Annotated in this window: 14 protein-coding genes and 2 pseudogenes; 6 read left to right on the top strand and 10 right to left on the bottom strand. The window is 68.9% G+C overall.

The window, feature by feature from the left end; all coding sequences use genetic code 11:
• Positions 1–322: 322 nt before the first annotated feature.
• The 3 genes from POL72_RS47360 to POL72_RS47350 are packed head-to-tail and all read right to left on the bottom strand — an operon-like array spanning position 323 to position 4,495.
• Positions 323–1,864 carry a hypothetical protein gene (locus POL72_RS47360; protein ID WP_272103688.1) on the bottom strand — a complete coding sequence of 514 codons (1,542 nt, stop codon included), beginning with the start codon at positions 1,862–1,864 and terminating at the stop codon, positions 323–325.
• 31 nt (positions 1,865–1,895) lie between these two features.
• Positions 1,896–3,539 (bottom strand): hypothetical protein, encoded by a 1,644-nt coding sequence (locus tag POL72_RS47355; RefSeq protein ID WP_272103687.1) that lies wholly within the window; start codon positions 3,537–3,539, stop codon positions 1,896–1,898.
• A gap of 14 nt (positions 3,540–3,553) precedes the next feature.
• Positions 3,554–4,495, bottom strand: coding sequence for a hypothetical protein (locus POL72_RS47350; protein WP_272103685.1), 942 nt, complete (start codon positions 4,493–4,495; stop codon positions 3,554–3,556).
• Positions 4,496–4,932: 437 nt separating this feature from the next.
• Here POL72_RS47350 and POL72_RS47345 point away from each other — a divergent pair, with 437 nt between their 5' ends.
• Positions 4,933–6,096 carry an IS481 family transposase gene (locus POL72_RS47345; protein WP_373372326.1) on the top strand — a complete coding sequence of 388 codons (1,164 nt, stop codon included), beginning with the start codon at positions 4,933–4,935 and terminating at the stop codon, positions 6,094–6,096.
• Positions 6,097–7,126: 1,030 nt separating this feature from the next.
• Here the strand turns inward: POL72_RS47345 and POL72_RS52410 are convergent.
• Positions 7,127–7,357, bottom strand: coding sequence for a hypothetical protein (locus tag POL72_RS52410; protein ID WP_272103681.1), 231 nt, complete (start codon positions 7,355–7,357; stop codon positions 7,127–7,129).
• Here POL72_RS52410 and POL72_RS52405 point away from each other — a divergent pair.
• Positions 7,281–7,595, top strand: a pseudogene (locus POL72_RS52405) (MFS transporter); the annotation flags it as partial. The gene POL72_RS52410 and the pseudogene POL72_RS52405 sit on opposite strands and share 77 nt — an antisense overlap.
• 91 nt (positions 7,596–7,686) lie before the next feature.
• The gene (locus POL72_RS52400; RefSeq protein ID WP_272103678.1) at positions 7,687–8,517 is read left to right on the top strand and encodes an MFS transporter; all 831 of its coding nucleotides are present in this window, start codon (positions 7,687–7,689) and stop codon (positions 8,515–8,517) included.
• Between the two features lie 387 nt (positions 8,518–8,904).
• On the opposite strand, the gene POL72_RS47325 is transcribed toward POL72_RS52400, so the two are convergent.
• The 5 genes from POL72_RS47325 to POL72_RS47305 all read right to left on the bottom strand — a co-directional run bounded on the left by POL72_RS47325 (position 8,905) and on the right by POL72_RS47305 (position 17,597).
• Positions 8,905–11,889 carry a glycoside hydrolase family 3 C-terminal domain-containing protein gene (locus POL72_RS47325; protein WP_272103676.1) on the bottom strand — a complete coding sequence of 995 codons (2,985 nt, stop codon included), beginning with the start codon at positions 11,887–11,889 and terminating at the stop codon, positions 8,905–8,907.
• A 278-nt stretch (positions 11,890–12,167) separates the two neighbouring features.
• Positions 12,168–14,522, bottom strand: a complete 2,355-nt coding sequence (yicI, locus tag POL72_RS47320) for an alpha-xylosidase (protein ID WP_272103674.1) — start codon at positions 14,520–14,522, stop codon at positions 12,168–12,170.
• Positions 14,519–15,406 (bottom strand): carbohydrate ABC transporter permease, encoded by an 888-nt coding sequence (locus tag POL72_RS47315; protein WP_272103672.1) that lies wholly within the window; start codon positions 15,404–15,406, stop codon positions 14,519–14,521. The genes yicI and POL72_RS47315 overlap by 4 nt, the downstream gene beginning before the upstream one ends.
• Complete coding sequence (locus POL72_RS47310) at positions 15,403–16,314, bottom strand: carbohydrate ABC transporter permease (protein ID WP_272103670.1); 912 nt, start codon at positions 16,312–16,314, stop codon at positions 15,403–15,405. Before POL72_RS47310 ends, POL72_RS47315 begins: the two co-directional genes overlap by 4 nt.
• Positions 16,311–17,597, bottom strand: a complete 1,287-nt coding sequence (locus POL72_RS47305) for an ABC transporter substrate-binding protein (RefSeq protein WP_272103668.1) — start codon at positions 17,595–17,597, stop codon at positions 16,311–16,313. Before POL72_RS47305 ends, POL72_RS47310 begins: the two co-directional genes overlap by 4 nt.
• 813 nt (positions 17,598–18,410) lie before the next feature.
• On the opposite strand from POL72_RS47305, the gene POL72_RS51080 reads away from it, so the two are divergent.
• On the top strand, positions 18,411–19,289 hold the full coding sequence (locus POL72_RS51080; RefSeq protein WP_272103666.1) for an L-fucose dehydrogenase: 879 nt from the start codon (positions 18,411–18,413) through the stop codon (positions 19,287–19,289).
• Positions 19,290–20,194: 905 nt separating this feature from the next.
• Positions 20,195–22,030, top strand: a complete 1,836-nt coding sequence (locus POL72_RS47295) for a DUF4215 domain-containing protein (RefSeq protein ID WP_272103664.1) — start codon at positions 20,195–20,197, stop codon at positions 22,028–22,030.
• Between the two features lie 513 nt (positions 22,031–22,543).
• On the opposite strand, the gene POL72_RS47290 is transcribed toward POL72_RS47295, so the two are convergent.
• Positions 22,544–23,743, bottom strand: a complete 1,200-nt coding sequence (locus tag POL72_RS47290) for a leucine-rich repeat domain-containing protein (RefSeq protein WP_272103662.1) — start codon at positions 23,741–23,743, stop codon at positions 22,544–22,546.
• A gap of 284 nt (positions 23,744–24,027) precedes the next feature.
• Between POL72_RS47290 and POL72_RS47285 the strand changes: the two are divergent.
• Positions 24,028–24,528, top strand: a pseudogene (locus POL72_RS47285) (FAD-binding oxidoreductase); the annotation flags it as partial.
• Between the last annotated feature and the right edge of the window lie 80 nt (positions 24,529–24,608).

Here is a 24,608-nt window from a genome sequence, read left to right as displayed (position 1 = left end):
GGAGCTGTCGCCAGTCCGACGTGCCCGGGTCGATTGCGGCTCCTCGCTTGTACAGCTCTTCAGCCATGTCTGGATCTCCGGGCGCAAGGAAGCTGCCGGCGTTCCTAATGATAGCGAGGTCGTTGGGGCTGTTGAATACCGCGCTCAGCCAGAGGCGTTTCCCTTCGTTGTATGCATCCGCGTGATATTCCGGGTGGGTGCGCGCAAAGGCAGCGCCGCGGCGTTGTGACTTGGACGTTCCTCCGGGCGTCTGGCTGTCCTGATCCGTGGTGGCGCTGCCTCGGCCGAGCCGGCGAGCTCGCCGCTGCAAGCTTCACTCCGGCTATTCGGGAAACCGCAGCGTTTCGGCGGAGTTGCCGCCCTCCGCCATCGTCGTGCTGCCATCGAGGTTCCAGCTGATGCCGCCATGGCCCGCTGGTCCGATCTCGAAGGTGACGCCCTCGAGCGTGAGCCGGTCCTCGTCGAGGTAGGCGACGCCGATCGAGTCGCCGCCGCGCCCTGGACCGCCGTAGCCGCCGGGCCCTCCCTGGCCGCCGCCGCCGCCCCTGCAGCCATAAATGATGTCCTCCTGGGCAGCGCCCGGTGCGCCTCGACCGCCTCGGGCGCCTTCCTGGGGTGGCCCGCCGTCGCCGCCCTTGCCGCCGGAGACCGTCGTGATCACGCTATCGCGCACGGTCACCCGGGCGTGAAGCGCGAGGACGCCGATGGCCGGATGTCCGTTCGCTCCGCCGCGACCCCCTCGACCTCCGCAACCTCCGGCCCCGCCCGAGCCTCCTCCTCCGCCTCCCTTGGAAGCCGCGCCGCACACGGCGAGCCCGCCCCGGCGACCGCCGCCGCCGCCGCCACCCTGGCCCGGCGTGCCCCACGTCCCCTCGCCCCCCGTGTCGCCCTCCCACCCGCTCTCGGTGAGGCGCCCGACGCCCGTGCCGGGCGCCCCCCGCGTCCCCGGAACCCCAGCGGCCCCGTCGGATCCGGCATGGCATAGGGCGTTGTCCTGCTCCGCGGCGCCACCGACCCCGGAGGGCGAAGAGTCCCGCCCTGAAGCGGGCTCACCGTCACCTCCATCCTCGGCGCTGTCGGGCAACCCATCCCCTCCCTTGCCGCCGATGCTCGTGTGGCCGCTCTCGCACCGGTTCACGGCCGCAGGCCCGCCGGCGACGACGGCCGCCGAACATGCCTTTGCAGCGAACATGCCATCCGGTCCGTCCGGTGGGCTGTAACGAGGCCACTCCTCGCCGTCGATGCCTGCCACTCCGCCGTCCGCGCCGATCTCGCTCCGCAGGATCTCCACTGCCGTGTTGGACTGAGCGAGCACGCCGATCGGACCCTGCGCCATGAAGTGGAGGTCGGCGAGCGTCGACACCCCGTCCACGGCGCCGCTGTCCTCTGGGCCCGCGGGCTCGACGATCACCATGGGGCCGTCGACCGGCAGTCGATTGAACAGGGTCCACGGGAGCAGGGGGTCGCGCGCCCATTTCCGGCAGTGGAACCCCCCGAGAAGATCCACGCCGGAGGGCACCCTGAACTGACCCACGATGAATCCATCATTGCAGAGGAACACGCGCCCTCGTCCGGCGCGCGCGAGCTCGATGGCGCGCTCGACGGTGAACACCGGCTTCGCCTTCGTGCCGGGGTTCCTGTCGTCGCCAAAACCGTAGTTTCCCGCGAGGAACACGCCGCAGCCGTCGTCGAGGATACCGGCGGCAACGTGCTCCACGCAGACCGACTCCGGGGGCGGTTCGTTCTCGCATGAGGTGCCTTCACAAGGCGTCACGCCAGGGTCGTTCACGCCGGGAGCAGCTCCGCAGCCGGTGGCCCACGGCGACAGCAGAAGGACGAAGGTAGCAGCGGTGGTCTTTCTCATGCGCGTGTCCTGCCGTGCGCCCCACAACGGTTCATCGAGGTGGCTCCGGATCCTGCTCATCGAACCTGTACCAGAACTGCTGAATCCCATTTCCCCCCGTGCCGTACGTGCTTTCCGCGGATGCATTGCCGCCGGGCCCCCCCTTACCGGCTTGTCCGGGCGAGACCGTCGCTCGCTCCAAGATGGCCACGGAGGCGCCCACGGAGCCGATGCCGAGCGAGTGGCCACCGAGACCGCCGCCGGCGTCGCCCCCGCGACCGCCGTCGCCGCCAAAGCCTCCGTCGCACCCTCGCGACGTTTCGGTCGCTGCACCGCGTCCACGTCGGCCGCCGTCGGCGCCAAGGCCTCCCCACTGGCCCGTTCCGCCGACCCCGCCATTGCCGCCCTTGGCCCCGAGCACCGTGCTGGCATCGACCGTGAGGTCGCTCCCCTTCAACGCCACGACGGCGATGCTCGCGCCGCCGTAGTCGCCGCCCTTGCCCCCCTTGCCCCCGCACCCACCGCTGCCGCCGCTCCCGCCGGACGCACCGCCCTGGGGCCGACCTGCCGCACACGCGTTCATGGGGTCGCGCATAGGGTCGTGCCCTTTGCCGCCGCCACCCCCGCCGCCGCCCTGGCCGACGCCACCCGGCTTCCCGTCCTCGCCGCGAACGCCGATCCATCCGTCCATGTCCAAGAGGCCAGCGCCAGCCGCTCCGGCAGCGCGCTCAGCAGAGGTGCCCGCTGCTCCGCGGCCTCCATCCGTGCACGGCATGCTGGACGCGCTGGTGCCAGCCGAGCCGCGGTCGTTCGGAGTGCCGATCGGTTGCGGAAGTCCTGACGTCCCGTCGCTACCCGTCCCGAGACCTCCATCGCCCCCCTGGCCCCCCGTCGACTCGATCCCATCGTCGCACACGGTCACGACCGGAAGGGCGCCCGGCGTCACGTTCGCCGTGCAGGCGTCCACGCCGTCGTTCCCCACCTCGCCGGCGCTCGCGCGGAAGCGCGGCGCGTCCTCGCCCGGCTCTCCATCCTTGCCGTCGCCTGCGAGGATCTCACTCCCCCGCACGATCGCCCGGGCCCCATGCTCCAGGATCATCGCGATCGACGACTTGCCATCGTTCGCGGAGGCGTCGGCCGCCACGGCGCGCACGCCGAAGATCACCGACGTCGCGTCGTCCCCCGCGACCACCGCGTCGTCCCCCCCGAGGACCCGCACCGGGATCCCCACGGGCGGCGCGATGACGGTCAACGGGTTCGGCCCGTCGAGCGGCCCTCCGTAGGACCAGTCGCCGCCGACACACAGACGGCCACCCCAGAGGTCGACCCCCTGGGGGAGCGAGATGGCCTCCTCGAACAACCCGCCGCACGCGTAGACGCGCCGGGTCGGCGCTTGGCCGTTCCGTCGAACGTGCGCGGCGAGGCCGATCGCGCGTTGCAACGTCCTCACCGGCGCGTCCTTCGTGCCGGGGCCGTTGTCGTCGCCCTGCTCGCTGACGAACACGCCGCACATGTCGAGCGCCGTCGCCGTCGTCGGATCCCCATCACAAGGAGACGGCTCCGGCTCGCACAGGTAGGACTCTGCGCAGCTGTCCGAGTAGCACCCCGTGTTGCCGGCCGCTCCGGCCAGACCGAGCACGACGGACGCCAGCGCACGCAGGACGCCTGGCCCGCGACCCACGGATCTGGAATGCATGACCTCGCCCCGCCTCACCATGCTCCCTCGAGGAGCACCCCCGCCCGTTCGCTCGTCGCCATGGGCACGACGCGGACGCCAGCCGCTTTCGGCCGCGCACCGAAGACGGCGATCTCCGTGAAAAAAGAGGCCGCCGTCACCACGCCGAACACGGCGCTCGTCGCCAGCGACACCTTGCCGAGGGTGGCGAACAGGTCCCGCTCGTTCACCTGGTCGTGAATCTCAGCGCACGACGCCGGAGCGCTCGCTTCGCGGCAGGTGTGTGACGTCCATCCCTGCGCGCGGCGCACGACGTCTCCCTCGCGCAGGTCGCCATGGACGACATGAGCGCGAAGGAGAAAGACCGCACCGGCCGCCGCAGTCGCCGTCGTCAGCGCGATACCGCCGATCCGCGCCGTCCCCGGCCAGGAAGCCCATGGGTTGGGAGGCGCCGTGCGCGGAGTCGCCGGAGAGCGCACGGCTCGCGGCGCTTCGTTCGGTGGCCCCGGCGCGCCCTCCTCGGCGTCGCTCGTCGACGTGTGCGGCAAATGCATCACGATCTCATGCTCCGCGCCGGTCACGGCGCCGACGACATGGACCGCGTCTTCGTGGCCGGGCGCTCGGGCCCGCACCGTGTGTCGGCCCGGCTCCACGAAGAGCTGGTAGGCCCCCTCGGGCCGGACGATGACCTTGCCGTCGACGAACACCTCCGCGTCCGGCGGATCCACGGCCAGGCGGAGCTCTGCCACGTCGAACGCTGCCTTCCGTAGCCCGACCTCGAACCTTCGCTGCAGCGGCAAAGGGAGCGCCTCGCCCTGCGAGAGGCTCCAGGCCAGGTGCTCGGCCGCGTCACGGTGTCTGTTCAGCGCGAGCTCGCACAACCCGAGCTCCCCGGCGATCTGCACGCGCTCTGACACGGTGCTGGATGTCGGGTCCGCCGCCTCGAAGGCCGCCTTGTAGGCAGCATAGGCCGCCATCCACTGTCCAGCATCGCGCGCTCTCTGACCACGGTGGACATGGGCCTTCACCGTCAATCTGTCACCCGCTCCCGCCTTCGGATCAGCACCGCCTGCGCTGGCCGAGCTCGCGAAGCCTGTCGCTGCCCCGAGCGTGAGAAGCACCGAGCACAGATGCGCCACGAAACGCATGGGCTCACCGTACTCACGCTCATCGCGCCGCGTCAATCCGCAGGAATCCTCACGCCCTTGCCCTCTTCACGAGAAAAATATCACGCGAAATTACAATGACGTTGTGGGTTGCCAGGGTTCAGCGGGTCTTCCAGCGCCGCGGTTGCCGCGCCTGGTACGGACCGGTGGCCTGGGTAACGGTTCAGACCGGGAGCCTGGGTAGCACCCGGACGGACCGGGAGCTTAGGTGACACATGTCGTAGAGGACCGGCGACGGAGGAGCGCCGGTGCCCTGGAAAGAGACATGTTCAGTGGACGAGAGGCTTCGATTCATCGCGCAGGTCAACGAGTCGGACGAGACGTTCGCGGAGCTGTGCCGGCGGTTCGGCATCAGCCGGAAGACGGGGTACAAGTGGGTGGAGCGCTACGAGCAGGCCGGACCGAGCGGGCTGGAGGAGCGGCGGCCCGTGGCGCGCTCGTTCCCGCATGCGACGCCAGCGGCGCTCATCGACGCGCTGATCGAGCTGCGGAAGGAGCGCCCCACGTGGGGGCCGAAGAAGCTGCGTGCGCGGCTGGAGAGCCTGGGCGCCGAGGGGCTGCCAGCAACGAGCACCATCGGCGAGTTGCTCAAGAAGCACGGGCTGATCCGGCCCCGTCGGCGCCGCGTAGTGACGCCGACGACCGCGATGCCGTCGCCGCTGGCTCCAGCCGAGCAGCCGAATGACACGTGGTGCGCCGATTTCAAAGGGCACTTCGCGCTCGGCGACAGGACGCGCTGCCACCCGCTGACGTTGACGGACCAGGCGTCGCGGTACCTGTTCAAGTGCGAGGGCGTGGCGAAGCCGGACGAGGCCTCGGTGCGGCCGCACTTCGAGCGCGCGTTCCGCGAGTTCGGGCTGCCGCACCGCATCCGCTCCGATAACGGGCCGCTGTTCGCCACGATTGGCATCGGTGGGCTCTCGGCGCTCTCGGTCAGCTGGATCAAGCTCGGCATTCATCCCGAGCGGATCGAGCCCGGTAAGCCGCAGCAGAACGGCCGCCACGAGCGAATGCACAAGACGTTGAAGGCGGAGGCGACATCGCCGCCAGAAGCCAACTTGGCAGCGCAGCAGCGCGTCTTCGATCGGTTTCGGCACGAGTACAATGATCAGCGTCCGCACGAGGCGCTCGGCCAGAGGACGCCGGCTTCGCGCTACACGCCCTCGCGCCGCTCGATGCCGAGCAAGCCCTCGTCGCCGGAGTACCCGGACACGATGGCCATTCGACGCCTTGACGACCAAGGACGGATGCTGTTCGGGGGCGCGCAGACCACCGTCTCCTCACTGCTCGCCGGCGAGCCCGTGGGGCTGATTCCGAGCGCCGATGACGTCTGGGAGCTGTACTACGGCCCGGTTCTGCTCGCGCAGGTCACCCTGAAGAACAAGGAGCTGAAGCTGGCCAGGGCGCGGTGACCTGCGCGAACTCACGCCGGATCGTGAGAAGAGGCTCGTGTGTACCGCGACCACGGGGAGCGGTTCGTGTATAGATCCAGGCGGTCCGAGAAAGCGCGGCGAGCGTGTCGCGCCGACGAGGATCCGGTCCCTGTTTCCAGTCCTCCCGGAGCATGGGCCTGTAGCTCAAGGAAGTGTCACCGCAGCTCCCGGTCAGAAGTGTTACCAGGGCTCCGCTCGTACATCCTGCGCGGCTGCGGCGGCCTCCTACGCGATCCCAGCACCCCTCCTGCGTGGCCCTGGCGGTCCTGCTGCGCGGCCCCGACAGGCTCCTGCGCGGCCTCGGCGCCCTTCCTGCGCGGTCTCAGCCCCCTCCTGCGCACCCAATTTGGTGTCCTAACGTACAACCAAGCGGCTCCTGCGCGGTCCCAGCGCCCCTCCTGCGCACCCAATTTGGTGTCGCATCACACGTCCCCGTGGCTCCTACGCAGCCCCGGCGCGCTCCTGCGCAGCCCCGGCGCGCTCCTGCGCAGCCCCGGCCCCTCCTGTGCGCCCCATTTGGTGTCCTGCGTTACCGTAGATCAACTCCCGTGTCTGGAGGATGCGCTCGTGTTGCCTCCGTCGGTGGTGTGGTTCCAATCCGGGCTGCTCGGATCGGCGCGCACCCGGTCACCCGCGCCGAATACAACGTCTTCGTCGAGGCGACGGGCGCCTCGGCGCCGCCCTCCGCGGGCCGCACTGCCCGGTGCACTGCCCCTCGACGCCGATCGCGATGGCTGACCAGCAGGCGCCCTGACCGCGCACCGCGTGCCGTGATGGCCACGGCGCGGACATCCATCGGAAACACACGCTCGACAACCCATTTGCCGTCGGACATCGACCGGAAACATACGTTCGACAGCCCATCCAGGGTCCGACATCGACCGGAAACATACCATCTGCAGCCCATTTGTGCTCCGACACCGATCGGAAACATACGATTTACGACCCATTTACGGTCCTTGTTTTATGGATCCGTCCTGAGGCCTCGAGCTGCGCACCGCGAGGTCCTTCAGAACCGCACCTTACGAGGACCCATGACCCAGGCTACCAAGGCGACCAAGATCGAGCTATTTTCGCTGTCGACTCCAGCGATGCGCGCATTCCACTTGACCTGGCTGGCGTTCTTCGCCTGCTTCTTTGCGTGGTTCGCGGTTGCGCCGCTGATGCCGGTCATCAAGGGGGAATTCGGGCTGACCAAGGAGCAGATCGCCAACATCAACATCGCCGCCGTGGGAATCACGGTCGCGGGTCGTCTGGTGATCGGGCCGCTCTGCGACAAGTACGGTCCGAGAGCGACCTACACGTGCTTGCTGGCGCTCGGCGCCATCCCCGTGCTCGGGATCGCGCTGGCGCGGAGCTATGAGGTCTTCCTGTTCTTCAGGCTGCTGATCGGCATGATCGGCGCGAGCTTCGTCATCACGCAGTACCACACGTCCGTCATGTTCGCTCCCAACGTGGTCGGCACCGCGAACGCCACGAGCGCGGGCTGGGGCAACGCCGGAGGGGGGGTCACGCAGTCGACCATGCCCTGGGTGCTCGCGGCGGTGCTGAGCGGGTGTCAGCTCCTCGATGGGCTGGCGCCTCGCGATGGTGGTGCCGGGCGCGCTCATGCTCGTCGTGGCGGTCCTCTACTGGAAGTTCACCCAGGACTGCCCGCAAGGGAACTACAAGGACCTTCGCGCGGCGGGCGTCGAGATCGAGGGCGGGAAGAAGGGCGGATGGGCGGTCTTCAAGGCGGCGATGGGCAACTACCGGTCCTGGATGTTGTTCGTCACGTACGGAGCCTGCTTCGGGATCGAGCTCTTCGTGCACAACGTGGCCGCCAGCTACTTCGTGGACCGCTTCAAGCTGGATCTCCAGACCGCGGGCATGGCTGCGGGCAGCTTCGGGCTCCTGGCGCTCTTCGCGCGCGCCGTGGGCGGCATCCTCTCCGATCGGCTGGCCCATCGGAAGGGCCTGGACGCGCGCACGACCCTCCTGTTCGCGCTGATGGTCGGCGAGGGGCTCGGCCTGCTCTGGTTCTCCCGGACGCAGACGGCGGGGATGGCGGTGGTCGCGATGATCTGCTTCGGGCTCTTCACGCACATGGCGTGCGGCGCCACCTACGCGCTCGTGCCCTTCATCGATCGCAAGGCGCTCGGCGGCGTCGCGGGCATCGTGGGCGCGGGCGGCAATGTCGGCGCTGTCGCGGCGGGCTTTCTGCTCAAGGCGGTCGGCGACACCCAGGACTGCTTTGCGGTGCTGGGCTTCGCCGCGCTCGTCTCGTCGGTGTGCGCGATCCTGGTGCGCTTCACGGCCGCCCACAAGGCCAGCGAGCAGGCCCTCTACGACAAGGCCCTCGCCGAGCGCCTCGCCCAGAGCGGCGCCCCGGCCCCGGTCGGCCTCGCGCGCGCGAGCTGACACGCTCGAGGTGACCGCCGCGACCTGGAGCCACGAGGTCGACGACCCCCGAAGATTCAGTCCCCGTGCGGTTTATGCGTGGTGCGGCTGGAGCTCCGGCTCCGGAGCTCCTTTGACCAGACGATCCCTGTCTCGACCCTCTTCGAGAGCCCGACCGTCGAGGGGCTCGCCCCGGCGACGCGCGCCGGATGGCGGCTTCATCGACATGGAAGCTCTCAGCGAAGACTCACCATGCATGCCAGAAGGGCGGCGCGTGAACTTTTATAGGTTCATCCGCTTCACCGGCCGCATGAGGCCCCGCAGGGGGAAGGCATCATGGGAACGTGGGTGCGCCGTGAACAACCGGCACGGAGACGGGGTTGCAAGAGACCTACGTCGAAAGGCCCCTCAGTCGATCGCGAAGGTCGACAGGCGGGCGGCTCCACGGAACACGAGGTAGACGTCGTGTCGCCCGTAAGCGCCGTCGAGCTCGGCGGCCGCGGTGGTGTATGCGTACACGTCGCCCGTGCTCGGCACGACGGCGGTCCCAACCACCTTGCCGCGGACCGGATCGTCGAGCCGGATCTCGACGAGCGCGTCGCCGGCCTCGGCGCGGGCGAACCCGCCGCTGAAGTGGCTGGCACCGCTGCCCAGCTCCACATCGGAGAAGCGGAGCCAGCCGCCCGCGGTGGCGCCCACGGCGTCGCCCCACTCCATGCTCTCGTCGACCAGCTCGATGCCGGCGTAGTCGTCGAAGTCGAGCGCTCGCGTCTCGCGGGCGAGGTCGCGCGCCGGGATGCGCTCGCCGCGCACGCGCACGACCGCGCTCCGGCGGATGTCGGCCGAGGAGGAGCCGACCATCAGCTCGACGCCAGCCGCCTCAAGGACCCAGCGGCCCCGCGTCACGTCCCAGTGGGCCAGGTCGGAGGCGGCGAAAGCGAGCTCGACCGTCCGCTTCTCGCCCGGCGCGAGGTGGATCCGCCGAAACGCCCGCAGCTGCTTGACGGGCTGCGGATCGCGCGACGATGGCTGGCGGCTGTAGAGCTGAACGACCTCGTCGCCGGCCCGCAGGCTCGTGTTCGTGACGTCGACGCGCACCGAGATCGGGTCGCCGGCCTGGACCGACCGGGCGCTCAGCTGGAGGTTGTCGTACCCAAAGGTCGAGTACGACAGCCCGTATCCGAACGGATAGAGCGGATCACCGTCGAAGTAGAGATAGGTCCGCCGGGCCTTGATGATGTCGTATTCGAGGACATCCGGCAGGTCGCCCGCCGAGCGGTACCAGGTCTGGGTCAGTCGCCCGGCAGGATTGTGGTCGCCGAAAAGGACGTCGGAGATGGCATGGCCGGTCTCCTGGCCCGCATGGTTGGTCCACAGGATGGCGGGGACGCGGAGCTTCTCCCACGGGATGGTCAGCGGATAGCTGGCCTCGAGCACGAGGATGGTGCGCGGATTGGCGGCGAGCACCGCCCGTACCAGGGCGGACTGCCACTCGGCCAGCGCCATCGACGTGCGGTCGTGGTCCTCCCGCCCGTTGATGAACGGCATACTGCCGACGACGACCACGGCGGCGTCGGCGCCTGTCGCCGCGCGCACCGCCTCGTCGACGCCGCTCCGGACCACGTCGACCGCGAAGTGCGCCGCGTGGGCCGCGTCGGTCGCGGTCAGGGCGAGCGCGCCGTCCTCGGCGATGGTCAGGTAGACCTCGGGGCCGGCCCAGTCGAACGCCTTCTCGTAGCCGGCGTAGCGGATGACGTGCGTGCCGTCGCCCTGCGGCTCGAGGGCGAACTGCTGCTGGACGAACCAGCCGTACGGCTGGGCGGCTTGGTTCGCGAAGTTGGGGCCGAAGTTGAAGCGGTCGACCACCTTGCCATTGGCCGCGCTGCGCAACGTGACGATGCCCTGCCCCCAGTCGAACACGTCGAACTCCTCGGTGGGACCCGCGCTGGCCGCGCTGACGCGCAGGATGTCCCCGTCCTCGTCCGCGCCGGCGGTCACGTAGCGGCCGCTCGCGACATCCCGCAGCACGATCCGGTCCACGCCCTCGCTGGAGAGGACGGTGGCGTCGGGGAGCCGCTCGCGGATGCCGTCCAGGGGCGTGACCCGGTACGGGAGCGCCCCGGAGTACCAGTCCGTGTAGAGCGTGTCCGAGAGAGGCCCGACGACCGCGATCCGCCGCGTGGCCGCCGGGTTCAGCGGCAGGAGGCGACGCCTGTTCTCGAGCAGCACCATGGCCTCGTCGGCGGCCCGGCGGGCCAGCTGGCGGTGCTCCGGGCTGTCGATGACCTCGGGCCCGATGTCGGCGTAGGGGCCCCCATCCAGGTCGAAATCGCCGAGCCGGAGGCGGACGGAAAGGACGTGCTCGACGGAGGCGTCGATGTCCTCCTCGGTGAGGAGCCCTTGCGCGAGCGCCGAGTGGAGAATCTCGATGGTGCGCGCGCTGTTGGCGTCGTCGACGGTGAAGCTGTCCACTCCGGCCAGGAGCGTGGCCGCGAAGGCCTCCTCGCTCGTGGCGAAGTACTTCTGCGAGGCGGTCAAGTTGTTGGGGGCCCAGGCGTCGGACACGTTGTAGAGCGTCTTCTCCGTCCAGCTCCGCACGACCTCGCCGACATCCGGGTTGACGGTCGCCGGCCTGCCGTTGACCAGGTTGTAAGATGTCATGACGCCGGTCACGGCGTCGGCGGCGATGGGCAGCTTGAAGGCCAGCTCGTCATACTCGTGCTTCACGCGGGGGCGCAGATTCGACGACGTGGTGTCACGACGGATCTCGTTGTTGTTGGCGAGATAGTGCTTGATGACCGGCGCGGTCTTCAGGTAGAGCGGGTCGTCCCCTTCGAGGCCGCGCCCGTAGGCGGTGGCGATCGCGCCGGAGAGGAGCGGGTCCTCGGAGTAGCCCTCCTCGTTGCGCCCCCAGCGCGGGTCGCGCAGCAGGTTGACCACGGGCGCCCATACCTGCAGACCCCAGACGCGAGGGGCGAGCGCGTGGTAGCCGCGGACTTCGTCTCCGACAGCCTCGCCGACCTGCCGGATGAGATCCGGGTTCCAGGTCGTCGCCAGGCCGATCGCCTGCGGGAACACCGTGCCGGTCGCCGTCACGACGGCGCCGCCGTTGTCGCGATCGGTCGACCAGGCCACTCCGTGCAGTGCCTCGGTGCCGGCCTTGAAGTCCGGAATGCCGAGCCGCGGAATGGCAGGCTGGAACTGATGCAGGAGCGAGATCTTCTCGTCCAGCGTGAGCCGGCCGAGGAGATCGCTGACGCGGACCTCGATCGGCAGACCGGGATCCTGGAAAGGCAGCGTCTCACCCGCGCTCGACCCCGAGGGTTGGAACGTCAGCGCGAGGACGAGCGGAGCGGAAGCCGCGATCCGTTGAAACCTAGACGAAGTGGACATGAGCCCAGGGTAAAGCGCGTTCCGCTCAGCCGTCGAGCAGGATCGTACTGCGCGTGACGTCATTCTATCTCGTCGATCACGGCAGGCAAACAACCATTTTGCGGTACGACCGATCACCGACTCGCGACGAGGATGCGCCGTGCGGCCGGCGCTCCGTCGCGCAGAGTCCGGACCTCGCGGCCACAGCGCTGCTCGGCGCGCTGCCGCGCATCCTCGTGGGCAGTGTAGAGCGGCTCTACAGCGAGAGCGCCGTGCGCCGCGGCGCGTCCATCAGTCCTTCATCGGTCGTCTCCTCTGGCGCCGGATCCCGCGGTCGAGCCCTTCCCCTCCAGCGTGATGACCAGCTTGCCGCCGGCCGCCCTGACCAGCGCTCCCCGCGGGTGCTCCGCGCTCTCCCCGCCTTCGACGGACACGACGCGGCGGTTGACGAGGAGAACGCTCCAGGCACCCGGGGCGCCCGCGGCCTCCACCCGCACCACCGAGCCCTCCCGGGACGTGGTGAACGTCGTGCCCGCGTCCCCGTCGGCGCCCGGGATCAAGGTTGTAACGCGGGCGCCGTCCGCCGGCTCGTACACGCGCAGCGTCACGCCATTCGCGTGGTCGTAGTCGGGGCGGTCCTCCACCGCGCCCTCGGGGATCACCGCCCCCGGCCGAGCGAGCAGCGGCACGCTGTCGAACCCGTGGCGCTCGCGCACCCAGCGGCCGCCCTCGACGCGCTCCCCGGTGAGATAGTGCGTCCACACGCCGCGCGGCACATAATACGAGACCTCCCCGTCGGCGGAGAAGACAGGCGCCACGAGCAGGTCGTCGCCCAGCATGTACTGCCGCTCCAGATGCGTGCAGGCCGGGTCGTCCGGGAACTCGACGACCATCGCGCGCACCATCGGCAGGCCCTCGCCGTACGCCTGCCGCGCGGCCCCGGCCAGGTAGGGCATCAGCCGCATCTTCAGCCGGGTGAAGCGCCGCAGCACCTCCACACACTCCTCGTCGAACAGCCATGGCACCCGGTAGGAGCCGCTTCCGTGCAGCCGGCTGTGCGACGATAGCAGCCCGAACGCGATCCATCGTTTGAACACCGCCGGGTCGGGGGTGCCCTCGAACCCGCCGATGTCGTGGCTCCAGTAGCCGAAGCCCGTCATGCCCAGCGACAGGCCGCCCCGCAGGCTCTCCCCCATCCCCTCGAACGTCGACTCGCAGTCTCCGCCCCAGTGCACCGGGAACTGCTGCCCGCCCGCCGTGGCCGAGCGGGCGAACAAGACCGCCTCGCCCTCGCCGCGCCGCTTGCGCAAGAGCTCGAACACCGTCCGGTTGTAGAGGTGGGTATAGTAGTTGTGCCCGCGTTCCGGGTCGGACCCGTCGTGGTAGACGACGTCGGTGGGGATGCGCTCGCCGAAGTCGGTCTTGAAGCAGTCCACGCCCATGTCGAGCAGCGCGTCGAGCTTGGCGGCGTACCAAGCGCGGGCCTCGGGGTTGGTGAAGTCGACGATGCCCATGCCCGGCTGCCACAGGTCCCACTGCCACACGTCGCCGTTCGGGCGCCGCAGCAGGTAGCCGCGCGCCCTGCCCTCCTCGAACAGCGGCGAGCGCTGCCCGATGTAGGGGTTGATCCAGACACAGATGCGCAAGCCGCGCTCCTTGAGCCGGCGCAGCATCCCGGGCGGGTCGGGGAACACGCGCGGGTCCCACTCGAAATCGCACCACCGGAACTCGCGCATCCAGAAGCAGTCGAAGTGGAACACGCTGAGCGGCAGGCCCCGCTCCGCCATCCCGTCGATGAACGAGGTGACGGTCGCCTCGTCGTAATTGGTGATGAACGAGGTGGACAGCCACAGCCCGTACGACCAGCCCGGCACTCGCGCGGGCCGCCCGGTGAGCGCGGTGTACTTGCGCAGGATCTCCCTCGGCGTCGGCCCGTAGATGAGGAAGTAGCGCATCGACTGGCCCTCGACGCTGAACTGCGTCCGCGACACCGCCTCGGAGGCCACCTCGAACGACACGCGCCCGGGATGGTCGACGAACACGCCGTAGCCCGCGTTGGTGAGGAAGAACGGCGAGTTCTTGTACGCGTGCTCGCTGGACGTGCCGCCGTCGTTGTTCCAGATCTCCACGACTTGGCCGTTCTTGACCAGCGACCCGAACCGCTCGCCGAGGCCGTACACGAAGTGGTCCACGCCGAGGTCGAGCTGCTCGCGCACGTAGTGGCGGCCGTCGTCGGTGTCGATGATCGCCATCGCCTTCCGCGCGCTGCCGGTGAGGCGGCGGCCCCCGGCCAGGAAGTCCAGCCTCCACCCCTCGCGGCGCCCGACCCGCACCGACAGCGCGCCGGAGGTCAGCGTGGCCGCTTCCTCGTCCACCGTCACCTCCCCGGTCGGGTCGGTGGCCAGCTCGAACGCCGGGCCGCGGGGCCGCTCGCCCGCGAAGTGCGTGATGGTGACGCCGATGACGTCCGGCATCGGGGACTCGCAGGTGACGGTCACCACCGGTCCCTTGAGCAGGTCGCCGCGGTGCCGGATCCGCTGGACGGGCGCGTGCACGACGAACGACGCCGGCCCGGCGTCGACGTCGAGGACCTCCATGGGGTAGACCGCGTGCACACCCTTGCACATCTCCCAATAACCGTCAGTGAACTTCATTCTTTGATCGCTCCTGCCGTGAGTCCGCGCGATAGCGTGCGCTGGAAGATGAGGTAGAAGACGACGGTCGGCAGCAGGCCGAGCAGCGCGGCGGCGCTGGACATGGTGGCGTCCATCAGCCGCTGCCCCTGCAGCACGCCGAGCGCGACCGAGACCGTCTGGTTGTCGTTGGAGATGAGGAAGATGAGGGGGATCAGGAACTCGTTCCAGGTCCAGATGAAGAAGAAGACGAGCATCACCACCAGCGTGGGCCGCACGACCGGCACGACCACCCGCCACAGGATCTGCCACCGATTGGCGCCGTCTATCCGCGCCGCATCCAGCAGCGGCCGGGGGAACGCCGACATCACCGACGACAGCAGGTAGGTGCCGAACGCGCTCTGGATGACGGTGAACACGATGATGACGCTGACCCGGGTATCGTAGAGCCCGAGCTGGTTGGCCAGGTAGTACAGCGGGTAGACCAGCGACTCCTGCGGCAGGGTGTTGGCCATCAGCAGCAGGACCAGCACCCACATCCGGCCCTTGATCCGGCCGATGCCCAGCGCGTAGGCGTTCAGCACCGACAAGAGGACCGCCAGCACGGCCACCGAGCCGCTGATGAGCAGGCTGTTGAGCAGGACGTGGCCGAAGCCGACGCGCTCCCAGAAATCCCTGATCCCCTCGAGATGAAGGCCCTCCGGCGGGGCGAGCGGGCCGTTGGCGGTGTACTCCGCCGGCGTCTTCAGCGCGTTGAAGACCACCACGGCGAAGGGGATCAGCATGATCCCGGCCAGCGCGGCCAGCGCCACCAGCACCGCGTAGGCCGACGGACCCCGGCGGCGCCGCCGCGGCCGGCTCCGCGCGGGTGCGCTCACCGGGCTTTGGGCCAGCGTCGTGGTCATCGCTCCTCCCCCAGCTCACGGCCCTGCAGCCGCAGGAAGACGATGGTGAGCGCGATGACGGTCAGCGTCAGCACGGTGGCGATCGCCGAGCCGTAGCCGACGTCGGTCTTCTCGAAGAAATGGACGTAGGAGTAGTAGGACGGCACGTTGGTCGCGCCTCCCGGGCCGCCCCTGGTGAGCACGAAGATGTGCGGGAATGCCTTGAGCGCCGCGATCGTCGTCCACAGCAGCACCACGAAGATCTCGGGCCTGATCTGCGGGATCGTGACGTACCAGAAGCGCTGCGCCCACGAGGCCCCGTCGATCTCGGCCGCCTCGTACAGCGAGGGGTCCACGCGCTGCAGCCCGGACATGAAGATCACGAGGGGGAATCCGATCTGGATCCAGACCATGACCCCCATGACGCTCCACAGCGCGGTGGCGGGATCGCCGAGCCAGTCGTGCGCGAGCGAGCCGAGCCCGATCGCGCCCAGCAGGACGTTCACCGCGCCGTTCTCGGGGGCCAGCAGCCAGCTCCACACGATGCCCGCGATGACGATCGGCAGGACCTGCGGCAGGTAGATGCAGGCGCGCAGGGCGCTGGCGGCGCGCGGGCCGAAGTGCCGGTCGATCAGGTCGGTCAGGACGGAGGCCAGCACGAGCCCGATCATCGTCGGGAGGATCGCCATCCCGACGATGACCAGCGCGTTGTGCCGGAACGACGCCCAGAACTCGCCGTCCGTCGCCAGCTCCCGGTAGTTGTCCAGCCCCACCCACGTCGGGGTGCCGACGCCGGCCCACTCGGTGAAGCTGGTCCCGGTGTTCATCAGGAACGGCACCCCGATGACCCCGGTGAACAGCAGCAGCCCGGGGATCAGGTAGGGCAGGTAGGCGAGCCGGTGACGCCCTGTCGAGCTGCCTGTCGTCACTTGGGCAGGCCGCTGTCGTAGGTCTTCTGGAGGCCGCTGAGCACCGACTGCGGCGAATCGCCGTTCATGAGCTTCTGGGTCTGCGAGACCCACTGATCGTAGAAGCCCGGGGCCGGCCAGTCCGGGTAGTACGCCAGGCCGTTCGACTGGGCGAAGGTATTGAAGCCGTCGACGAGCTTCTTGGCCCTGGGCTCGGTGATGGCCGAGCTGTCGGCCGCCACCGGGACGCCGCCCGCGTTGCCGAGGATGTTCTGGATCTTCTTCTGCAGCGTGATGTCGATGAAGTCGTAGGCGAGCTGCTTGTTCTTCGATCCCTTCGGGACGACCCACAGGTTGCCGCCCGATCCGAGGGTCATCTTGGCGCCGGGCCACACGAAGGTATCCCAGTCGAATTTGGCCTCCTTGGCCACGCGCCCGAACCACCAGTTCCCGGAGAACATCATCGGGAACTTGCCGCTCATGAACGCCACGCCGGCGTCCTCGCCCTTGGTGCTGACCGAGCTCTTGGCGATGTAACCCTTCGTCACCCAGTCGGCGAACGTGGTCGCCGCGTACGTCCATGCCGGGTCGGTGAAGTCGGTCTTGCCGGTGTAGCGCTGGAACGCGTTCACCCACGGCTCGTCGGCCTTGTCCAGCGCGAGCTGGTAGACGTACTGCTGCGCCATGTACTCGGCGCCGCCGTTGGCGAGCGGCGTGATGCCCTTGGCGACGAACGCGTCCAACACCTTGGTGAACTCGTCGAACGTGGTCGGGACCTGGACATCGTGCTTCTTGAACAGGTCCTTGTTGTAGTAGACCTGCAGGTACTCGGCGTAGGTGGGCACCCCGTACCACTTGTCGCCGCCCATGATGCCCTTGTCGTCGTACTTGGCGACGACCTGCACGCTCGGGCTGAGCAGCTTGTCCCAGCCGCGCTTCTTGACCTCGGGGGTGATCTCCTCGAGCAGGCCCTGCTTGGACAGCAGCCCGGCGGTCGCGTTACCCTTGTTGTACTCCATGACGTCGGGGGCGCTGTTGGAGTTCACGATCATGGGCGCGGTCTTCTGGATCTGCTCGAAGCCCTTCAACTCGAGCTTGACCTTCACGCCCGGATGGGTGGCCTCGAACTCCTTGATGGCCTCGTTCCAGGCCACGCCCATGCCGCTCTCGGGAGCCTCGTAGTGCCAGACCCGCAGCTCCTTGCCGCCGGGCTCGCCGTTGTCGCTGCGACCGCACGCGACCAGCGTCTGGGACCCTGCGGCCAGCACGGCGAGCAGCGCCGCGCCCGTGACTCTCTTGATCATAAATTTCCTCCGAGGTGAGAAACGGACATCGGCCCTCCTTTTCGAAGCGCCCGAGTGCAGGTGATGATAAACCACGTGTGAACGTTCACACAACAAGGAAACCAGACAAAAAGCTCGTCGCATGTTCACCTGGAAGAATGTGGGTGACCGTCGCCGCCAGGCGCACCGGGAGGCAGCACCCATGCAGATCGTGGGAAGAGTGAAGCCGCCGAGGCACCGAGATAGCACAGGGAGTTCGCTTCTCGCGGCGTCCTCGGCGCCTCGGCGGTCTGTATATCTCTCGTCCTCGTCGGAGCGCCGACTGGCCGCCTGTAGCTCTCCCGTCCGAGCGCCGCACCGGTGCGGCGCTGGTAGGACGCCGCGCGGTCCAGTAGATCCAGGAGAGCGATGCGACGCAAGCCATCGATCGTGCTCGCCTCGGCGGCGCTCCTCCTCGCGGCCGCCGGGACCGGCGGCGCCTTCGCCAGCCCGCGCCCGGTCGCGAGCGGACCGGCGAGGACGCCATCGTTCATGGACGGCGGGCGCCGCGGCGCCGCGGCGCCGTCGAGCGGCTCGGGCCGGCACAGCGCTGGGCGCGTCGGGCGGCGCGCTCTCGCCGGTGCGGCTCCACGACCCCGGCGGCCGCGCAGTCCAGGCGAGCGTGGGCGCGACCGCGATCGTGAGGGTCGAGCCGGGCGCCGAGGGCGAGCTCGCCCCCGCGGGCGTCCGGGTGTTGCCGGCGAGGTCGACGAGGTAGACGTCGAAGCGGCCGTCGCCGCCGTTGTCGGGGAGGGCCTCGTCGCTCCTCGGCGGGCGGAAGCCGAGGACGTCGCGGTGGTGGACGATCACCTCGCCGTGGATGGCGGCGACCTCCTCGACGTATCTCTTGGATACTGTAGCAAAAAACTCATAACCTCACGACAGGATAATATGCATCTGGGATTAGAGAACAAAGTCGTCATGGTCACCGGGGGCGCTAGAGGTATCGGAGAAGGTATCGTACGAGCGCTTGCAGAGGAGAAAGCCATCCCGGTGATCATTGGACGTGATGAAATCGATAATTTGAGGCTATGTCAATCGATCGTTTCACAAGGGTCTAAATGCGGACACGTGACTGCCGAGCTTACGTCAAATGACGCATGCAGGCGGGCCGTTGAAGAAACGATCTCGAAATTCGAGAGAATTGACGCGCTTGTCAACAATGCAGGTGTAAATGATGGCGTGGGCCTGGCTTCGGGGAACTATGACAAATTCGTCGCCTCGCTTCATAGAAATTTGATTCATTATTATCTGATGACGCACTATTCATTGTCGGAATTGATTCGCAACAAAGGTTCAATCGTCAACATCTCATCGAAGACAGCCGAAACGGGTCAAGGCAACACCTCCGCATATGCGGCCTCCAACGGAGGGCGGAACGCGCTCACGCGCGAATGGGCGGTGGAGCTTCTGCCCTACCAGGTTCGGGCAAACGCTGTGATTGTTGCGGAATGTTATACCCCGGCATATGACGCCTGGATCAAGACCTTTCCTGACCCGGAGGAAAAATTGAATCTGATAAATGAAAAAATTCCATTAGGAAAACGGATGACTACAAAGGAAGAAATTGCCGCGATGGCAGTTTTTTTGCTTTCACAAAAGTCCTCGCACATCACCGGGCAGCTCATTCATGTGGATGGAGGATATGTGCACCTCGATCGTGCGCTGCTTTGATTTGATGCGTCATTGCAATTGTCGCTGCAATAGTCATTGCACCAACGGTGGTCGGCTTCACCGGGAGGCTCTGCGCCACGACCGTCGACGGCAAGTTCTTCTGGCGGCAGCTCGATCAGGAGCTGGTGACGTGCGCGGGGGCACGACCAGCTGGCGCCGGGATTCGGCACGCGGCCAGCGTCAGGGGCCCCGCGGCGAGCACGGCGAGCAGCGCTGCGCCCGTGACTCTTTTGATCATAAATTTCCTTCGGGGTGAGAAACGGATATCGGCCTCCCTTCTCGATGCGCTCCGAGCGACGGCATGTTAAATGAAATGTGAGCGCTCACATATAGGTAAAACCAAATAAAGTTCTGGTCACGCGTTCACCTGGAAGAGTGTGGGTGACCGTCGCCAGGAGGCGCACCTGGAGGCAGCGCCCATGAAGATCAGGGCCCTCATGCGACGGCGCACGGGGCCACGCGCCTGGCCGCTCGACTCGGATCCCGCTCCTGCGTTCGCCCAGGGATTCGCGGCAGGCTTTTCGGATACGAGCTTCCTGATCGACACGAGCTATCCCAGGAGGTCACCGCCGCCGGCGGTGGAGCCCTCCGTGCCAATGTGCCTGAGACAACGACCCTCATGGGTGTATTGTCGGAGGGCGAGCCCGAGACGTTGGATGAAGGAAAAGCAGCCCTCCCCGCAGACGATCCGGGCGCATTGTGTGCTCCGCGCGCGGATTCTCCCGGCGATGCGCAGCCCCGGCTGGGTCCGGCGACCGCCTGCCCCGGCGCGCGCCGGGGCAGGCGCCCCCCATGAAAGGGGGGTTGGCAGGCGGAGCGGTGGCGCCGAAGATGGCATCACGCTGCGCCGTGGGGTGAGGCACACCTCGCGTCACGACAACTCTCTCATGCGTTGGAGCAGGTGGATGAACGTACGACTCGTTGCAGGTCTTTTCGTGCTGGCGCTGTCGGCAGCCGCGGGATGCGGAGACGATGACGGCCAGGGCGGCGCCGGCGGCAATGGCGGCTCCGGGGGCGCTGGTGGCGCCGGCGGCGTCGACGCCACGAGCACCGGAACTGGCACCGGCGGGGGCGGGGGCGGCGGCGCCGAGCCCACCGGCACCGGCGGCGGCGGCGGCGCCGAGCCCACCGGCGGCGGCGGCGGCGCCGAGCCCACCGGCGGCGGCGGCGGCGCCGAGCCCACCGGCGGCGGCGGCGGCGCCGAGCCCACCGGCGGCGGCGGCGCCGAGCCCACCGGCGGCGGCGGCGGCGCCGAGCCCACCGGCGGCGGCGGCGGCGCCGAGCCCACCGGCGGAGGCGGTGGCGCCGAGCCGACCGGCGGCGGCGGTGGCGCCGAGCCGACCGGCACGGGCGGGAGCGGCGGCGCCGAGCCCACCGGCACGGGCGGGGGCGGCGGCGCCGAGCCGACCGGCACCGGCACCGGCGGCGGCGGGCCGGCGGGCGCGCTGTACGAGGCCTGCGCGACGGACGATGAGTGCACCGGGGACATCTGCCTCTCCGAGGAGGAACTTGGATACCCGTCCGGGCTCTGCTCGAACCTGTGTGAGCCCGCGGCCGAGCCAACGCCGGGCGGAGAGTGCGACGGCGGGGTCTGTGTTGATCTCTTCGATGGCGTGGGCGCGTGCCTGGCGCTCTGCAGCGCATCGTCGGAGTGCCGCGACGGTTATGCCTGCGAGGACATCGGCGGCGGCATCCGGGCCTGCGTCCCGAGGTGCACCTCGAACGCGCAGTGCCCCTCGCTCGGCGTGTGCGACACCCTGAGCGGCGGCTGCACGCTAGGCGAGACGGACTGCGCGAACTACGAGGACGACGACCGGGACGGGTCCTACGACTGCGCGGACACCGACTGCGCCGCGACCTGCGCCCCGATCGCCGAGGCCGCCTGCGCGAGCGCCACACCCATCGTCTCGACGACGATCCACGGCGACACGTCGGGGGGCACGAGCGGGCTGGAAGGGACCTGCTTCCTCGGCAACGCGGGGCACGGACCGGAAGAGATCCACCTGTTCACGCCGCCCGCCGGGCAGTCGGGCACGCTCGTGGTCGAGCTCGAGTCGCCGACCGATCATAGCGTCTACGCCCGTAGCTCGTGCGCAGACATGCTCTCCGAGATCGACTGCTCCGACGAGAACTACCCCGACGATGGCTCGCCCGACGAAGAGCGGATCGAGATCTACGTGAGCGACGGCCAGACCGTGCCGATCGTCGTCGACTCCCATGAGCCGGGGGAGGCCGGTCCCTACACGCTGAACGTCAGCTTCACGCCGATCGTCTGCGGCGACGGGGCCGTCGGCTCGGCCGAGCAGTGCGACGACGGCAACACCACGAGCGGCGATGGCTGCTCCGCCACGTGCACCTACGAGCGCGACGTGCTGTGCGAGAACGCGGCCGATCTCGTGATCGGCGAGAACACGGGCAACACGGCGACCGGCACCTCGGAGTTCGAGGGCAGCTGCCTCGGATGGGACGCGCCGGAGACGATCCACAGGTTCACGCCGCCGAGCGACGGCACGCTCACGCTGACGCTGTCCGCCGCGACCGACCTGGGCCTCTACCTGCGCGAGAGCTGCGCGGACGTCGGCTCCGAGCTCGCGTGCGTCGACGACGAAGGCCGCGGTCATGACGAGACGCTCGTGATCGATGTCACCGGCGGCGAGCCCCTGTTCATCATCGTCGACACCTACACGTCGATCAACAGCGGCCCCTACACGCTCACCGTCGCCTTCACCCCAGCTGCCTGAGGTCGACGCTGCCCTCGCGGGCGCTCACCGTGGGACCCGATTGGCAGGAGTTCAGGCTGCCTTTCGACGCTCGCCGCCAAGTCCGCGCGCGTGAGGGTGTACTTGCCGCGCACGGAGGACTCTCCCACCGCTTCGAGCGTGGCGCCCGTCCCGGGTCGGCCGTGATGATGACGCTCACATCGGTCGAGAGCCCGCTCCCCCCACCGACGCCGGCGATCTCGCCGGGCTCGTTCCCGCCATCGCCCCCCCGCGCCCGCGCCCCCGCCGCCGGAGCCGGCCTGGGCGCCGCCGGGGCCGCCGGTGCCAGCGTCCGAACACCCAAAACCATGGAGCGCAACAGCGAGGGCCAGAGCAGGAGCGAGACGAAGGTGCATTGCACGAGGATCGGCGACGTCGCGGCGCGCGTAAAGCCCCCACCGCGGGCGCCCGATCGAGGTATCCCGGCGTCGCGCGCGCCCGCCGCGCCGGCCTCGGACCGCGGGCCCGGCCAGCGCCGCTGCGGCTGCCCTGGAGCTACCACGGATCCATCTGAAAGTGATCGCGCACGATCCACTGAGGCGTTCCGCAGTCGTGAACGCTGCCCAACGTGAACCGCTGGCCAAAACCGCGCAGCTCCGCCATCTGCTCGGGTGTCGCAGAGGTGATGTTCGCCAACAGCCGCAAGCTCGGCAGCCCCTCGGCGCGCAGAAGCGACAACGCCGCGTCCGCGCCGAGCGGCGTGAAGAATGACATGAGCAGCTCGAGCGATCGATCTCGAGCGTGGCTCAACGCGTATGCGGCCGCGTCGTCGAAGTCGCTCTCCTCCACGTTCAGCCGCTGCAGCGAGGCCCAGCTCGCGCTCTCCGCCATCTCACGCCAGAACGCCGGGCCCGCCGGAGTTCCCCACAAGCTCAGCGAGCGCAGCCGTGCCGTCAGCGGCAGTCCCGACAGACGCGGCATCACGCTGGCATCCACCTCGCTGCAGCCGAGCGCCAACCGCTCCAACCGAGGCCAGCATCCCCCCTCGAACAGCGTGCACAGCGACCCGCTCAACACCCGCTCGTTGAAGCCCAGCGACAGGTGCCGCAATTGCAGCCAGGCACCCGCGCCGTGCAACGCCTCCAGCCCGGCGTCCCCGATCCGCAGGTTCCACAACCCCAGCTGCTCGAGCTCCTCCTTCGGCAGCACGCGAGCAAACTCCGCCATCACGGCGTCCCCCTCGAAGCTCGCGTCGCTCGCTTCCAGTACCAGCTGCCGCAGCATCGTCGCCGCGGGAGCCCGCGCCAGCGTCAACGCATCCCCTGCGTCGAGCAAGGCATCGGACAACAGCAGCCGTCGCGGCTTCAACGACTCCAGCGCAGCCAGGCACTCCTCCAGCTCAGCGCGCGGCACTTGCTCGAGCTCCAGCGAGCTCGCGTCCAGCAACCGTACTCGAGTCAGACGCCACAAGCACGCCGCATGATGTTTCCTCACCCGGCGCACCTTGAACAGCCCCCACTCGAACTCGCCGTCGACCCCATCCTTGTCGCTCAGCTCCCACTCCCCGCGAAGCTCTTCTCGCGCCCTCCGCCGCGCTTGCCACGCTCCCGCCTCGTCAGCTCTCACCCGCCGCTCCCATTCGATCAACTCAGCCAGCGGATCACCCGCCGCGCGCAACGTCTCGGCGTACGCGAGCCAGGTTTGCGCATCGGTCGGATCACGCCGCAGCGCGGCCTCGAGCTCCCTGTCGTTCATCGTTCGCCCTCAGCGTCGCTTTGCCTGCCATGGTGGGGTTGCCCCTTGGACCATCGCGCAAAGATACACCCGTCGTGCCCGCCTGCGACAGGTAATGGTGGAATTTGCTCTTGTCGCGCAAAGATGAACATGCTGAGGGGTGTCGCTTGAAGTGGATTGCGCCTCTTGGTGGGTACGCGCCGTGTCGCGGACGCAAACCAGTCGCCATTCGACGTGGCGGCGATCCCTCTCCACGCGCTCTCGCGTCTTTGCGTTGGATTCCATCGACGTGATAGCCTCGCGCCGTGCAGCGCCCGCAGCAGCTCCGCGAGATCTTCTCCGCGTTCGCCCCACACGTGATCTCCGGCCCGATATCCCATTACGGCGGCCTGCGGCAGAGCGCGGAGAGCTTCTGTGAAATCGCCCCCGCCTCCTCTGCCGAGCTCTCCGACGCCCTCGGGACGGCCCATCGGCACGGCGTCCCGGTGCGGATCCGCGGCCAGGGGCACGGCCTGAACGGCGCCTCGCTGCCCGGCGTGCACGAGCTCCTCCTCCGCACGGAGCGGCTCGGCGACGTCCGCTTCGAGGCGGAAGGCACCGTGACCGCGGGCGGGGGCGCCGTCCTCTGGGACGTGCGCGACGTCGTGGAGCGCAACGGCTTCACGGTGCCCGTCGTGAACGACGGCCACGCAGGGCCCTCCGTCGCCGGCTTCGTCGCCGCGGGCGGCTTCGGGCCGGGCTCCAGCCTGCACGGGGGCTTCTGGGAGAACGTCGCGGCCGTGACGCTCGTCGACGGCACAGGCCGGCTCCGCCGCGTCGGCAGGGACGACGAGCTCTTCCCATGGCTGTTCGGCGCCATGGGGCAGCTCGGCGTCGTCGCCGATGC

The organism is Sorangium aterium, assembly GCF_028368935.1.
GTDB classification, from domain to species: domain Bacteria; phylum Myxococcota_A; class Polyangia; order Polyangiales; family Polyangiaceae; genus Sorangium; species Sorangium atrum.
Note: the sequence above shows the minus strand (reverse complement) of the source record. Positions and strands in the feature narration are given on the sequence as shown.

Bases quoted from the DNA above. Each gene is read 5' to 3' on its own strand.
- POL72_RS47360 (WP_272103688.1), bottom strand. From the start codon at position 1,864: ATGAGAAAGACCACCGCTGCTACCTTCGTCCTTCTGCTGTCGCCGTGG.
- POL72_RS47355 (WP_272103687.1), bottom strand. From the start codon at position 3,539: ATGCATTCCAGATCCGTGGGTCGCGGGCCAGGCGTCCTGCGTGCGCTG.
- POL72_RS47350 (WP_272103685.1), bottom strand. From the start codon at position 4,495: ATGGCGGCCTATGCTGCCTACAAGGCGGCCTTCGAGGCGGCGGACCCG.
- POL72_RS52400 (WP_272103678.1), top strand. From the start codon at position 7,687: ATGGGCTGGCGCCTCGCGATGGTGGTGCCGGGCGCGCTCATGCTCGTC.
- POL72_RS47325 (WP_272103676.1), bottom strand. From the start codon at position 11,889: ATGTCCACTTCGTCTAGGTTTCAACGGATCGCGGCTTCCGCTCCGCTC.
- yicI (WP_272103674.1), bottom strand. From the start codon at position 14,522: ATGAAGTTCACTGACGGTTATTGGGAGATGTGCAAGGGTGTGCACGCG.
- POL72_RS47315 (WP_272103672.1), bottom strand. From the start codon at position 15,406: ATGACCACGACGCTGGCCCAAAGCCCGGTGAGCGCACCCGCGCGGAGC.
- POL72_RS47305 (WP_272103668.1), bottom strand. From the start codon at position 17,597: ATGATCAAGAGAGTCACGGGCGCGGCGCTGCTCGCCGTGCTGGCCGCA.
- POL72_RS47295 (WP_272103664.1), top strand. From the start codon at position 20,195: ATGAACGTACGACTCGTTGCAGGTCTTTTCGTGCTGGCGCTGTCGGCA.
- POL72_RS47290 (WP_272103662.1), bottom strand. From the start codon at position 23,743: ATGAACGACAGGGAGCTCGAGGCCGCGCTGCGGCGTGATCCGACCGAT.